At 48.2% G+C, this 13904-nt stretch carries 18 protein-coding genes; 1 reads left to right on the forward strand and 17 read right to left on the reverse strand.

The genetic code is table 11. The annotated features are described in order from the left end of the window. Nucleotide 1: 1 nt before the first annotated feature. From EDM55_RS19990 to EDM55_RS20080, 17 genes are all read right to left on the reverse strand, one after another. Nucleotides 2-1264: a DUF2213 domain-containing protein gene (locus EDM55_RS19990; protein WP_122961187.1), complete on the reverse strand. Its 1263-nt coding sequence runs from the start codon at nucleotides 1262-1264 to the stop codon at nucleotides 2-4. 58 nt (nucleotides 1265-1322) lie between these two features. Continuing rightward, nucleotides 1323-2036 carry a phage head morphogenesis protein gene (locus EDM55_RS19995; RefSeq protein WP_218033718.1) on the reverse strand — a complete coding sequence of 238 codons (714 nt, stop codon included), beginning with the start codon at nucleotides 2034-2036 and terminating at the stop codon, nucleotides 1323-1325. Then, nucleotides 2029-3591, reverse strand: a complete 1563-nt coding sequence (locus tag EDM55_RS20000) for a phage portal protein (protein WP_218033717.1) — start codon at nucleotides 3589-3591, stop codon at nucleotides 2029-2031. The genes EDM55_RS19995 and EDM55_RS20000 overlap by 8 nt, the downstream gene beginning before the upstream one ends. Nucleotides 3592-3609: 18 nt before the next feature. Further along, complete coding sequence (locus EDM55_RS20005) at nucleotides 3610-4839, reverse strand: PBSX family phage terminase large subunit (RefSeq protein WP_122961189.1); 1230 nt, start codon at nucleotides 4837-4839, stop codon at nucleotides 3610-3612. Further along, nucleotides 4839-5660, reverse strand: a complete 822-nt coding sequence (gene terS / locus EDM55_RS20010) for a phage terminase small subunit (protein ID WP_122961190.1) — start codon at nucleotides 5658-5660, stop codon at nucleotides 4839-4841. The genes EDM55_RS20005 and terS overlap by 1 nt, the downstream gene beginning before the upstream one ends. 357 nt (nucleotides 5661-6017) lie before the next feature. After that, nucleotides 6018-6200, reverse strand: a complete 183-nt coding sequence (locus EDM55_RS20015; protein ID WP_122961191.1) for a BC1881 family protein — start codon at nucleotides 6198-6200, stop codon at nucleotides 6018-6020. 102 nt (nucleotides 6201-6302) lie between these two features. Then, nucleotides 6303-6722 carry a sigma-70 RNA polymerase sigma factor region 4 domain-containing protein gene (locus EDM55_RS20020; protein ID WP_122961192.1) on the reverse strand — a complete coding sequence of 140 codons (420 nt, stop codon included), beginning with the start codon at nucleotides 6720-6722 and terminating at the stop codon, nucleotides 6303-6305. A 49-nt stretch (nucleotides 6723-6771) separates the two neighbouring features. Continuing rightward, on the reverse strand, nucleotides 6772-7074 hold the full coding sequence (locus EDM55_RS20025; protein ID WP_122961193.1) for a hypothetical protein: 303 nt from the start codon (nucleotides 7072-7074) through the stop codon (nucleotides 6772-6774). A 44-nt stretch (nucleotides 7075-7118) separates the two neighbouring features. Continuing rightward, nucleotides 7119-7274 (reverse strand): DUF6877 family protein, encoded by a 156-nt coding sequence (locus EDM55_RS30385; RefSeq protein WP_373863368.1) that lies wholly within the window; start codon nucleotides 7272-7274, stop codon nucleotides 7119-7121. A gap of 42 nt (nucleotides 7275-7316) precedes the next feature. Continuing rightward, nucleotides 7317-7808, reverse strand: a complete 492-nt coding sequence (locus EDM55_RS20030) for a hypothetical protein (RefSeq protein ID WP_122961194.1) — start codon at nucleotides 7806-7808, stop codon at nucleotides 7317-7319. 86 nt (nucleotides 7809-7894) lie between these two features. Continuing rightward, nucleotides 7895-8413 (reverse strand): sigma-70 family RNA polymerase sigma factor, encoded by a 519-nt coding sequence (locus EDM55_RS20035; protein WP_122961195.1) that lies wholly within the window; start codon nucleotides 8411-8413, stop codon nucleotides 7895-7897. A 4-nt stretch (nucleotides 8414-8417) separates the two neighbouring features. Further along, complete coding sequence (locus tag EDM55_RS20040; RefSeq protein WP_122961196.1) at nucleotides 8418-8642, reverse strand: hypothetical protein; 225 nt, start codon at nucleotides 8640-8642, stop codon at nucleotides 8418-8420. Nucleotides 8643-8645: 3 nt separating this feature from the next. Continuing rightward, on the reverse strand, nucleotides 8646-9044 hold the full coding sequence (locus EDM55_RS20045) for a RusA family crossover junction endodeoxyribonuclease (RefSeq protein ID WP_122961197.1): 399 nt from the start codon (nucleotides 9042-9044) through the stop codon (nucleotides 8646-8648). A gap of 566 nt (nucleotides 9045-9610) precedes the next feature. Then, entirely contained in the window at nucleotides 9611-11863 is a 2253-nt protein-coding gene (locus EDM55_RS20055; RefSeq protein WP_122961199.1) for an AAA family ATPase, read from the reverse strand. A gap of 261 nt (nucleotides 11864-12124) precedes the next feature. Beyond that, nucleotides 12125-12313: a hypothetical protein gene (locus EDM55_RS20065; RefSeq protein WP_122961201.1), complete on the reverse strand. Its 189-nt coding sequence runs from the start codon at nucleotides 12311-12313 to the stop codon at nucleotides 12125-12127. A 32-nt stretch (nucleotides 12314-12345) separates the two neighbouring features. Further along, entirely contained in the window at nucleotides 12346-12528 is a 183-nt protein-coding gene (locus EDM55_RS20070; protein ID WP_122961202.1) for a DUF7167 family protein, read from the reverse strand. 453 nt (nucleotides 12529-12981) lie between these two features. After that, entirely contained in the window at nucleotides 12982-13308 is a 327-nt protein-coding gene (locus tag EDM55_RS20080; RefSeq protein WP_122961204.1) for a hypothetical protein, read from the reverse strand. A 306-nt stretch (nucleotides 13309-13614) separates the two neighbouring features. Between EDM55_RS20080 and EDM55_RS29985 the strand changes: the two genes are divergently transcribed. Beyond that, nucleotides 13615-13797 (forward strand): hypothetical protein, encoded by a 183-nt coding sequence (locus EDM55_RS29985; RefSeq protein ID WP_141295999.1) that lies wholly within the window; start codon nucleotides 13615-13617, stop codon nucleotides 13795-13797. Nucleotides 13798-13904: the final 107 nt, after the last annotated feature.

Here is a 13904-nt window from a genome sequence, read left to right on the forward strand (position 1 = left end):
TTTAAGAGCGATCCTTGTAGTGGGGATTGTGCTTCTTCGCGATCTCTCGTCCGAGATTAGCGATTTGCTGTTGTCGATCAATCGCTTTGGTGTCCGCTGCCGGCTTCTTTGGCTTGATCGCTGCGTAAGTGTTTTTAGCTGGCCTGCTCTTGATACTAGCGATTGCAGCATCGGTTGCTCGTTTTCGTTCCGCTGGATCCGGAATCGCTGCGAGAATGGGCTTGATGGCACGCAAGGCCTGAATCTTATAGGCATTGTCACCGGTCAAAGCACTCTGCGGACGATCTTCTGGATCAGTCACAGGACCATCTTCGTCCATTTGCTCAACTGGTATCGTGTGGCTTTCCTCTTCGTCATCTGAAGCTGCTCCACTGTTTTCCTTTTCCAGTTCCGCGATAGCTGCGTCAATTGCATCCTCTGGACTTGCAGCAGGCTTATTGTTCTGAGCCAGCTGAGTAACAATTTCAGTAAGCTTAGCTACCTGTTCAGTAAGTGCTGCGACTGCAGGGTCCTGTGTGTCAGTCGCTGCCCCTTTGGCAGGCTCTGCCGGATCTTCGTCTTCGCCGCCTCTTTCCTCAACGAGTGCGTCAACCGCCTCTTTGATGTCTTCTGGCTCCGCGTCAGTAGCAAATTGCTTCAAGCCGATTGCCGCCAGCAAGTCAGTCACACGCGATTTTGTCTTTTTCGGTAATACAATCTTTTTCGCCATGCTTTTATCCCCTTTCGGATCGATTTTCTTCGAATCTTTTATTGCAACGCGGTCACCTGCCCGTCCACTTTTCACGACAGCGACATGGTTTCCACAGATTTGCACCTGTTGATATGTTCCGTCCTCGGCTACCAAGTACGCGCAATCATAGCCGCAAGAGACTTCACGCTTTCCGTCCCGGATCTCGTTGATCAGGGTTTGGTCATAGACAACCAGGTCAGCTAAAAGAAGATCCCCATCACTTCCTGAACCTGGTCTAACGTTCTGGACAACGCCCCTGGTGTATCGAGTAGCGTTGTCAGGTGAGACTGCCTCGTGCGGGTGCTCATCAGTCAGGACCTTTCCTTCAAAGCTGGCAATCGCCGCAGGGCTGAATACTTCCTCCGGGCTCCGGTACACCTTCACGATCTTTCCTCGCTGATCGTCTGCGCCGATTTCTTCCCCAAGATACTCATACCAGCCTGTCCGGGCAATGGGTACGTTGTGGCAAATTAGAAACCCCTCTGGAGTCTCTGTCATGTTTGGGCTGAACCGAGAACCGTAATATGCTCTCATGTATTCTTTTCACCTCCTCTCAATCAATAAAAAAGAAGCCGATTAATAGGCTTCAAATTCAAGCAATCTTTTGGAATTGTTTGCGCGTCATGCGCTGGATTCGCCCGCCGTAATACACCTTTGCAGGCCAAGTAAACTGGTCTAGATCAAGAACGGGCTCCGTATAGCACCTGCAGTTAAAGATCTCTCCAGCATGGTAATGGCCAAAGGCACGCTTCGCGCCATCCAGTTTCTCCGGACTCGGAGGATCGCTCCATTTCACGATTACGTCATCCATAAGCTTGTGTGAGTCACGGACGCGGGCATCCTCGCTTGTACGCCATATGTACCAATCGGCCCCTACATATTCGCAGCGAGCCTGAGTAAGCGCAGTAGAGGTTTTGCTGACCTCCGTCCTGGCAATCACGTTTGCCTTTGCTTTTGAAGCCTCCGGAAAAAATACCTTGATCTGTTCTGCGATCTCGCTTGCTCGTGTACCCTTCATAGCCTCGCGCAAGACATGCTCATTTACCTGCTTTGCCACGTCGAGCGGAAGCGACTTGATAATTGCTGCATTCCTTTCGGCTTGAAGTCGGATAGACCGGCCGATCGGTCCTCGCATTTCCTCTTGCATGGCCTCAAATATGAGTCGCCCCATGCTGTTACGTTTTGCAGCCTGCCTCCAGGTACGACCCGCGTCAGTAAACAGGTGGGTAACCATTTTCAAAGCTTCAGCTTCTGCGTACTCAATGAATCGTGGATCATAGGTATAATCCCTGATTCTACTAATCATTTCGGAGACGTCTTCTAATCCGGTCAAGGACTCTCCTAAATTTCGTAACACCTCTTGAATCGCTTTGCGATAAGCTTGCTCGATTCGTCTCTTCGGAGCCCAGAGTGATCTCGCTTTCGCCATATCCTAATCCACCACCAAACCCTAATTCACCTTGATGGGTGTTGTTGACAGCTTCTTCGATGTCTGCGTCAGTGATATTACTAAACATCCCTGTCGAATCGGAGAGCTGCTTCAATTCTTTCAAAGCGACCTTTTGGGTGATAAGGCCCGCATTGTACACTTCCAAAATCGACTGTGTTTTCTTTTCAGCAAGATCGGCTACTTCTTTGTCATCAGGAGTGCGGATCGGGTTAAAGGTATAGTCCAGGTCATCGGGTATTGCCCCGAACTCCGACATGCACATAACAGGCAACAGCTTATCGATCACTAGGCCTAGCACGGACTCTTGCTGCTGCTGGACAACTTCATAGTAGTTCTGCATGTCTGATTCACCAGTCGCATTCATGCCCGCAGGTGCCCTACCGAATAGCTTCGTGACCGGAATCTGACTCGCCCCCGCGATATCCAGCATGAAACTCTCGTAAATATCGTTCAGACCTGAGAACGTGTACTGGTGTGTTTGAAATTCATCGTTTTTGCCAATCAAGTGCAGTCCCATATTGGACATAAGCCAGTTCTGCGCCTGGAGAGTATTGTAAATATCCGTTTGCATGCGCTGGTCTCCGATTGCCAGCATTTCCCCCAGGTCTTCGCTCTTCATCACACGGAGATTGGCTAGGAAAATGAGCTGGGCAATATTCCAGGATGTATTATCCCGTTTTTTCAGCTCATCAAACACGACCTCAACTTCGGAAGCTCCCCAATAGGTCTCTGCGAGCTTCTCCAAGTAAGGCATCTCGCGTCCAGTGAAGCGGACAATACGGCTGTGGTGAACTAGCATCGTCTGGCCCCCGTCAAGGGTAACCTGATAGGACTCAGGTAGCCCAAACTCAGGGTCATCGATGTCGTCCACCAATTCAGCGCTGGGATATACACCGGACCAGCGATCCAGAATGATCAAGCCCTTAAATGCACCTGGCATGATCATATCGAAGTCCAAAGCCTGATGAAGAATATCATCGTGCCCCTCAATCATGATCAGCCCAACAGCCCCGCCGTAAAGCCTTCCCCATTTCAATCCCTCGAGGATCTTTTGCCTAACCCTACGGACACGCCATACCTTGTCTAGCTTCCGGATCTCATCTGGAGGCAGCTGTGTCGAAATTGTGATCCAGTTCCGAGTCATGTCCTCCGGTATCGTGTCAATGATCTTTCTGACGATCCAGTGGCTTCGATACAGACTGTTCATGAGTTGATAGTTCTGAGTAAGGCGGGTCAACGGATACTCGGTGCCTTCCATGAGGTTGGGTGTGCCATGCCCCAGCCGTGCGAGAACGTTCTGAAAGGCATCCGTCGTCAGTCCACGAGGCAACTTGGGCTCTGGTGTCTCTTGTTTGTGTTTAGCAGGAGGTTGTCTCGAGTCCTTTCCAAATTTGCGACTACGTTTGCTCACTTGTCATCCTCCTTCCTTTTAGCCCTCGAGCCTTCTCGGCTTAACGATCGTCTTCACAAAATACCGGCAAGCATCCATACAGTGATCCGCATGTTTCAGCGGTTGTTCTACACCTCTTAGCACCGCCTTCTCATCCCAGACATACCCGGCAATCTCTTTGAGGAAATTGGGGCATTTTTCGCGGTGCACACGCAATTTGCGCTTCGCGATCATCGTGGACATCATCCGAATCCCTTCCAGGACTTCGTTATCGGCGTCCTTAATCCGCAGACCTCTACGTCGCATCGTCGTCTTAAAACTAGCTGCAGATGGGTCCACTATCACAGACATGGGGTAGTCGTCGCCGATGAACTTTTCGAGGTCATCTGCGTATTCAGCATTTTCCTTTTGCCGTCCTGTTGCTCGTCCATCGTAATAATACTCATCCAAAATCCATACCGTGTCTCCATCGTCCCAGCAATCTAAATACACCATCGCATTTTGCGTCCCTACGTCAATGGCTATGTATCGTTGAGCCAGGCTTTTGAAACCAGGTATAAGGTCACTGTCGTCGAATGTGTTTAAATCCTTGTCCCACATATCGTAAATTGCGCCTTGTGCGACAACCCACTTGCCCTCGATCATGCGTAAATACCAAAACCCAGTGTAGGCACTACGGATGAATGTTTTGTACTCTTCGTCCAGGTTCGGATTGTCATCCAGCTCAAAGTGATACACCTTGATCATGCCACTTTTGAGCTTTTTCTCATCCGTGATGTACTCGGTGTAGAGATAATGGTAAGGGTGATCTGGGTTTGTCGTGCCGTAGAGCTTCGCGCCTTTGACCGACAACCTGTTGAGCAGCTGCTTGAAAAACTTCTCCGGCATCAACGTTAGCTCGTCACAGTAAGCTCCGGCCAATGTCTTACCACGAAGGTACTTCTCTGATCCCTCGTCCTTGGCCCCGATGACTTTGATCTTTCGGCCAAACATCTGAATGAGTCCGGTTTGGTGATTGTATTTATAGCTGTCAGTTCCGACGGTGTCGAACAAATCTTGCAAGACGTTATCATAGATCGTCTCTTTCGATATGCCAGTAATGACTAATAAGCCTTTAGGTCCGTGCTTGATATAATTTATCCACTTTGGGATCATACCTACAGTTTTGCCACTGCGGACTGAACCTTCAAGAATATTGATCCTTGCGTCTTTTTCGATCGGATTTAAAATGAACCTCGTGATTTTTTCGCCGAATAGTTGGAACTCCATCACGTATCACCTTGAATCGCTGCCGCGCTTTTTGCAATGACTTCCGCGAGCTGATCCAGCCCACTTTGTCCACCCTCCCCCGCAGGGTTATCGAGTGCTTTGACCTCAGCTTTCAGCTTCTGGATCCGCAGTTGCTGCTCCTCATCTGCAAACCCTAACCTACACATCTCCTCGTATTGACGAATCATTGATGTTAGAGTAGCCATGGCCCGGGCCTGCGCCTGAAGAAACGAAGCCTGTTTGTCCCAAGCATGCTGCAGCTCATACTCATCTTCCCAGCCAGTGTCAGTACGCTTCTCACGCTTTAACACTTTTGTTTCGTCATCCTGATCGCGGACAAACATGATCTTTTGGGCCCGGACGATCGAGGTAACTTTGATTTGGATTGCCTCAAAAAGCAAATCGAGGGGATTGACCTGGCCTACGTTGTCGTAGATTTCCCTCGTTTCTTCGTCGTCCGGAAGAAACTTTCGAAACAAGCCGTGCTTCACAGCATTGGAGTTTCCTCTAGGAGCCGCACCGCCGCTGTTTCCCTTGGCGTATTGATTTCCCTTTGGGGCCCCTTTGCCCCGTTGAGGCTTCGTCTCCTCTGGCTCGTGACCAACAGTTACGTGACCATTCGAATCATCGGTTACGTGACTATTCGCATTGGTTACGTAACCATTCGTCAAGCCGTCCCAGTTGTCAGCCTTTTTCCACTTACGGATTAAGGCATCGGAAACACCTAAAGAGGTCGCGATGTCTTTCAGCATCCGTGTGCCGCCACTCTCACTCCACAGTTGAAAAGCCTTTTCCCGATTGGGGCTGCGTTCTCTTGCCATTACATGTCACCTCACCGCCTTCTGGCCTGGTAAATGGGCTTGTCTTTCGGTGCATACGATATGCATAAGCCCTCAAAACCGGTTAACATAATACTCGCTATCGGACTCAGACGAAAAATACAAAAACCCCCGAAAACATTGAGTTTACAAGGGTTCAGAAACGTACATTCGATTTTTATCACTCATGCATTTTTATGCAAGGTTGATTTATCAACGTTTTTCGTTATTTCCCGTTAGGAAAAGTGCATAAAACTCTGCATAAAAGACCGCCAGTTTTTGCGTTGCAGACTAGAGTTTGTTTTGCGCTGTTCAGTAGTTGCCAGCATCGGTGGAGACACATGCTCTCTACAACCGCGTCTAGTCCTGATTGATGAGAATGATCGCTGGCCCTTGTACCTCTCGTTCATTGCTGCCAGCGGTAATTTTCATTATGGCGTATGGCTCCAACGTAATCGCAGATACATCCTCACGCCGCATTAGTTCTTCCGTCAAGTATTTCGTGCTGATATCTGTAAGCGTGCTCCCCAGTTGCTGACTCATATTACCACTCCTTTTTTCTGGTAGCTTAACCATTTTGCCGCACTTGTATCATACAAAAACCACCTGAGCGATCAGGTGGCTTGTCCGTTTTTCTTCACGCTATCATCGTAACACGTCTTTTGCAACAGCGCGGTGTACTCTTGGTGTACTCTTGGTTCTGCTGCTTATCCTTTTGATCCAGTCGTAAGAATAACCTAGATCAGCTGCTATCTCAGCCAGGGTCTTTCCTTCCACGTCACGCATATACCGCACCTTATACTCCAGCCCATCAAACTCATTCATGCGTTCCTCGATTGACTTTCTGGTTTTCTCTTTCTCCTCAAGAATCGTGCTGTATGCCTCTACCTGGTCGCATATGACTTCCATGCGATCGAGACAAACATTCAACGGGACGGAGACTTTCCTGCTGGAGCTAAAGCATGCGTGGTACCAGAACTTATACTCCCGTTCCAGGTCGTTGATGCGTATTTCGAAAATGTCGATCTCCTTGCAAAGATCGTGATAGGACTGGATGGTCTCCATGTATTCACCGTCCCTTGTTATCTAGATCGTTCTCAAAAGTAAAGTTAAATTAAGCTGATCCTTCGTTCGCTTGATGCTCTAAGCGGATTTCAATCCAGTCATCATCGATGATTACCTGATCAGTATGCTTTTGGGCAGTCTCTTCGCTGATCAACACTGGTACTTCATTGTCGTATTCCACTTCTACATCAGCAGAATCGATGATTTTGAACGCTTTATCTTCAAACCAGTCTTTCATGAAATCCTCGTCTGCCGCCTGTTCAGGAGTAACCATCCCCATCAGATCATTGCAACGTACAGTAAATGTCACGGTGCCTTGCACCAATACCCGATCTACTTTTACCCCTGCCATATTACATACCCCTTTCATTTATCAAATCGATTGTTGTGTGTCTATCACGTCATCAGAAACCTTTTCGCATACCGCAGCTGCTGCTCGATATACGGATCGTCTTCACTCCCGCCGCTTGCAAGCCAATCACCAATGCGTCGATAGATGTCGTCCAGGACTTCTCGAGGTAGTTGTGGCGCTATAGCGACTATTTGATCCATCGGTGACACTTCAACCCCTCCTCGCAATTACCGTTTTTTATTTCAAAGCAATTCTTTCAGTAACGCCCGAATCAGTTCGGCTGAATTGTCTGAGTTAGATTTTTCTTCTCCGTTTTGGATATACTGATCAACAGGTGAATTTATCTTTTGCGTCAGCTGAGTGAGGATCTCATGGATCCCGTTCAGCTGTTTTTTTGTTTCAGCCTGTTCAGCGGCCACTTCATTCAGCTTCGTCATGACCTGCTCCAGCGTAACGCCTGCAGGAACAACAGGGGCTTTCGTTCCCTTACTCGCCCCACTGTCCCCCGCAATCCCCCAGGCATCTTTCAATCGCTTCAACGCTCTCCAGTTGGATATCCCATATTCCTTACGAATATGCGAATCGATCATGCCTTGCTTGACCAATTTCAGATAGACATCTTTTGTCAAATCCCTTTTGCTTTTTGTAGCAGCACCCATTGATTTCTTATCCCCTTCCAAGAGCTTTGCCATTTCCACCGGTGAAAGCTTGTAGGTAATGACTTCGCTCGGCATCGTGTCCTCTTCGTTGTGCCCAAACCGGATATCCCCACGGCTACTAGATCGTCCGAAAAATCTCGCTTTGGTAACCATTGGCTTAATCAGCACAATGATGCTGTAGCATTTTTCAACTTTCGGATTTTCCGCGAAACGTGAACCTGACTGATCCCCAATTTCGAGCCAATTTCCTTCTGGGTGTACCCCTGCAAAGCAAGCATGGTGATGTCTGGATCCTGGCGCATCAGCTCTGAGAACAACAATTTAGCTTCGACCTCTTCTTCCACCGAATCAAAGTTTGCTAGCAGATCTGCCAGTGATCCTTCTTCCTCATCGCCAGTCCCATCCATTGAAAAGACATCACCGGATCTCTTCACTGCCTTTTGGGTGCGAATCATTCTCCTAAGCTCATTTTCGATAAAGTGCCCTGCATAAGTTGTGAATTTAATGCCAAAGGACGGATCGAACTTTTTTGCTGCTTTGACAAGTCCAATGCATCCAACCTGATAAAGGTCATCATAATCAAACCCGGCTGGTGGGTAATAATTTTTCAGTATGTGATGGACGAATGGCAATGTGTTCCGAACCAACGCATCAACATCGTTGTTCAATGCAGTGTTCATCCGTTTAGCCCCTTTCCCTCATGTTTTCATACACTCCTTCAAGCCATTCAACGAGCATGAGCATTTGCTTTATAGCCAGCTGATGGTTCTGATACTTCTGACATAGCTTACCGCTCGAATCAGCCACCCAAGCCCAGAACTGCTCACTGTGCATCCCGTACTGAGCTGCTATTTGATTGGCCTGATGGATCCACCCAAGGACATCGTCGAAAAAGGCTTTGTAGTTCATAGGCTATACCTCTTCGATCTTGATATAGATTCCTGGGAGCCTAGCCCAAAACTTTTCAGCGATCAGGCTGACTACCATCGCGTCATCCTTCCAAAATCTCAGGTCCGTCATGCAGTCAAACAATAGTTTCTGGCTATTGTCGATATCGGGCTTCGTGTGCTTGTACTCGCCGTCACCATGCTTTCCTGTGATCGGGAAGCACCACTTCACAATCAACCGAACAGGCCGGGAATATGTACGCTGCGGCACGTTCTGACCCAGGTGAGCCATCAACATCGCCCTGGCTGCTTTCAGTTCGGCAGGCTCATAGAACACTGGTTTGTCATTTATGACTGTGACCTGTTTTTGCTGATGAGTGACGGTCGGCACTTTTTTCATTGGCATGAAAAATTCAGTTGTCATCATTTCCTCCTAGTGCCTGCAAACTAGGCAATCATCCCATGTGACATCGTGAGGGCAGATGTTGTCGTAATCAACCCCGCGCCATTTACCCGTAGATGGGTCGTAGACTATTTCTCCTGATTGCTTAAATTGATCCCAAAGGAATTCTAAAATTGACGGCTGTTGAATCAACCATTGAACGATTTCACTTTTTCTGACGTCATACTCTTCTCCAGGCAGCTTATGATAACTGGGAGGAAGGTTCCTACCTACATCCAACTTCTTACTCCTCTTAGCAAAGAGATTTGCCATCGCCTAGTCCCCCTTCCTATTAACTTCCATTTTTTTACTCTTGTCGTCCGCGGCATAAATAATTTAGGGGAAGGGGGAGTGGCGCTTGCGACACGCCACTCCCTATTCCTATTATTATTTAATAATAAGGTTCCCCGCCGCTGTGTTGCGGGCACCATGACGTATCAAATCCCCGCAACATTGCAATGACCATGATTTTTCAAATTCCGCAGTGTTGCAATGACCATGAATTGATGTTTTCCCCGCAACATTGCGGAATTTGTTTTTGCGGGGTTTTACTGGTCGTCGCCGTCCTCTTTTTTAACAATGACACCCTTGTTTTTGTCGATCCGATACCCGTATTTTGTAATCCAGTCCCGAATTGTTCGTTCGGCAATCGGTTTTCCAGTAGAAGAGAACCAATCTTGGAGGTCCTTGACTGATGGAGGCTCCCCCATATTGCAGTTGTTCACCGCGTCCTCGAACTCCTCAGCTTTGCTTCGACGATCCTTCTTGGCTGAATCTTTCCGCTTGTTCGTCGCCTTCTTCCACGCTGGAGCATCGCCCTCTGGCTCGATGTCCTTGAGGCTACCTACATCGTCTACGCGGTGGATTGGATACTGAAACCACATATTGACTGGCTCGAATTTTGGATACTCCCGCAGCGTGCCCTCCACCCGCCAAGCTGAGCGGATACGGACACTCTGAATTGCCTTTTTGATTTCTTCCTGGGCGGTTGCCAGCTGACCGAGGATCGCCCGTTTTGCATGGTCCTCCATCGCGCTGGCACTCAGCAGATCATCTTGTGATACATGGGTGTCCAGATAGTCTGGATTGAATTTTTGGAAGAACCACTGATAGATAGCGCATGTTTCCTTGTTTTCCTCTTGTTTCAGCAAAGCTTCGGTTATATCCAGCTCCACGAGGTCAATCAGCGCGTCAGGGTCGCGTGCGAATACGCCGCTGCCGCTGGCCCGGTCCATTGACTTCTTGCCGCCCTGTGATCCCTTACTGTGATGGTGGCAATAGATCACGCTGGCTCCCAACTCCGTGGCAATTTTATCGAACTGGTTGGTGAAATGGGCCATTTGATCGGCGCTGTTCTCGTCACCCGTCAGGACCTTGTAGATTGGGTCGATTATGACGGCTATATACCCTTTCTTGGCCGCGCGCCGGATCAACTTTGGTGCCAGCTTGTCCATCGGTACGGACTTCCCACGCAGGTTCCAAATATCAATCATTCCTATGTTCCGCGGCTGGAGCCCCAGTGCCATGTACACGTCTCGGAAACGATGGAGGCAGCTCGCTCGGTCCAACTCGAGGTTAACGTACAGGACCTTCCCCTGCGTGCATTGCCAGCCCATCCACTTGTCACCTTCAGCCAAGGCGATGGAGAGCTCAATCAGCGCGAACGACTTACCAGCCTTCGAAGGCCCGGCCATAAGCATCTTGTGACCCTGCCGCAGCACACCGTGAATCAATGGCGGCGCCAGAACCGGCATGTTCTCCCAAAAGTCCGTCAGGCTCTCTGGGTCCGGCAGATCGTCGTTGATGCCCTCAATCCATTCATTCCATTCGGCCCAACTGCTTTTCCCGATATTCGTATCAACAATGAATTGCTTTTTCCCATTCCGCTCAATACCCGGCATGCGTGAAAGCCGCGATGGATTCCGGTTTTGGTTGTCGATGTTCAGCCCGTTCTTTTTGCAGACGTTATAGAGGTAGTCCACTCGTTTGCGGTATTCGTCGTAGTTGGCCGCATCGATCCGCACAATAGCGTGGAGACTCTTGCCACCGCTGTACACCATGACGGCGATCGGCAACTCCAACTCACGCATGATGGCATTTTGCTTCTCGATGTCCATCGTGTCTGACTCCACGAGAGCGTAGCGGAACTCGGTCACATTTTCATTCTTGACGCCTTTGCCGTCCAGCGGGTTAAAGCGGATCCAAGCCCCTGCCGCAGGATCATAGTCTCCCAAGACTGCGCCTATATCACCGTTGCATTGGTTAAGCAGCTGGATTAGCTCGCCTGCAGTCCGATCCCATGCCCCTTTGGTGGGCAAATACTTACCTTCATCGTTTTGCCATGTGTCTGTCACATAGCCTACGTTTTCGGATGCTTCAAACAGCGTCTCCAGGTAAGTGGTCAGCTGCTGAACCGGGTTCCAGGCAGCTGGCTCGTGGATTTCCTTGCCTTCGATCCAGTTCTTGTCGACAACCACATACTCTCCGGCAGCAATCTCATCGTCCCAGCCAAGTTCCCGATCCTCACGATCCGAAAAACGCGGAACCCATCCGTTGTCCTTTGCCATTTGCGTGATGGTGGCTCCCGTTACCGGCGTGCCAGAACCTTCAAATGTCGTCCATTTCTTGAAGCACTCGCCCGGATGGTACCTGGCCCCGTCGCGCTTGCTCCATTCATCCCAGTCACTGGCTGTATATCCTTCATATTTCAGCGCCATGCCGACGTTAACCCATTCCTGATAGGTAAGGTAGGCTGGGTCGATGTAAGACAGCAGCGCAACGAGATCCAGTTTGTGTTCCATCGATTTCAACTCACTTTCTGATTTGTTGCATTTCTTTTACCAATCTGAGTCTTGATTCGAATACCAACCTAGCCGATTTGTAATCCTTTCCGATAACGCCAATTTCACATGAACACCTACATAAGGCATACTTGTCTTTGTCTTCTCGATAAAGGCTGATGTAATGGACACTTCTATCGCCATCAGAATCGATGTATTCAACGATATCGCCTGGATTGAATTTCATAAGAATTCTCCTTGTCACCCGTAATGTTTTGATAATTACTCTTTCATTTCGAGAACTGCCGCGACTTCGGAACATACGATAAATCCTCTCAAATGCCCGTTGTCATCTGTGATAGAGAGCGTAGCACCCTCTTTTGTTGACATGTTGCGAAAAAACTCATCCACTGTCGCCGTTCCCTCATTTATGACCTTGTAGCCGCTTTTCAAAATGATCGTTACAGCCATCTACTCGCTCCCTTTACAAATCGATTGTTTTGTTAATCAATTCTCTCCCAAACAACTTGGATGGTGTTCCACATCCACTCTTCAAATGCTTCCTGAACCACTTTCTCTTGCTTTTCTGGTGACAGGCCATCCAACTCCACGTCGTCAATTTCAACGATTTCCTCCTGCTTACTGCCAACAAGACCCGTTGACACCGAAAACAAGAATTTCGCCATAAAAATCGCCTCCTACTTTACAAATCGTGTGTTGTGTGACACGTTTATCGCTTTCCCTTTCCCCAACATTTCATGATGGGTTCCACTCTTATGGAAGCGTATGGAACTGGTTCATAATAAGGCGGTTCGTAATAATCACCCTCTTGGATCAATTCGTCCTCTCCTTGTTCCATATAACCCCGCAAATGTTCCATACCTTCTCGATAAAAGGAACCTATCGAATAATATCCGCGCTTTGTGCCGTCGCACCAGTAATGACCGCCCCAACCGTCCTCTGATATATGTCTCAACTGACCCACCCCCATTTATCTAAATTACCGTTTTGCTACGCAACCCAATGATAGACAAGCGCCCCCAGCCCAACTACAGCTGCAGCACCAATCCCGACGACTGTCCAAACAAGAATGACCGCTCCGTTTACACCCGCAGAGTACAATTTGATGCCCCCTTCTCCTAAAGTGCTGTTTGATTATGTCTAAATTGATATTGCCAATCCGCAATAAGATTTTTGGATTCTTTGCCGATTGAATATAAAGTCGGCATTTGAATGAACTTTTCTTCAGATTCAAAGAAGCTCTTGTCTTTACCAAATACAGTGTAGTGCACAGGGATGTCCCCTTCGCCTCCGAGCTTATAAGCCTTTTCCTTGGTGTATAGTCCTGCTCGTTGTAGGATTGCAGTGTACCCGCCGCCGTTCGTCCCCCAGAACAGATGAACATCGCCACCGAACAGCATATCTTTGTGTCTTGTAGTTAAGATCAAATACTCTTTTTCCTCCACGATAACCCCTCCATTTTTGCTTAATAACTATTTTGTTAAAACGTGATCATCGTACTTGGAATCTTCTCTTTCCAAATCCTCGATCTTTTTGCCTTCTGCAATCTCAGCGCATGGATCGCAAATGTCAGTGTAGAAACTTTTATAATGATCAAATGACTTTCCGCAATTTACGCAAATACTCATGTCCGTTCCTCCTATTCTCTTTACACATTTTGTTAAATAAAACACACGTTCTCTGACAAACAGTTGTCATGATTAAAATGCTATTATATTTAGAAACTACTATCTTGTTAGGAGTGAATATCCGTGTTCATGACCTTATATCTTTGTCAGGTTTGTAAAAAACACTTTGCCATTGAAGGTGCCGATTATCACACAACCAATTACTGTCCTGGTTGCCCATTCTGTGAATCTAGTGACGATGTATTAGAAAAATCAATTGGTACACTTGCCGTACTTCATGAATTGCACCAGGATGAAGTGGAGTGATAATTAGGCATCCACATCGCCCTCAGAGCATCCCTCTCCATCTGGATCAGGGATGTTTTTGGCGCATCTATCGCACCAATAATCCCCGTGATGATACATTTCAAATC

The organism is Brevibacillus centrosporus, assembly GCF_003710815.1.
GTDB lineage: Bacteria > Bacillota > Bacilli > Brevibacillales > Brevibacillaceae > Brevibacillus > Brevibacillus centrosporus.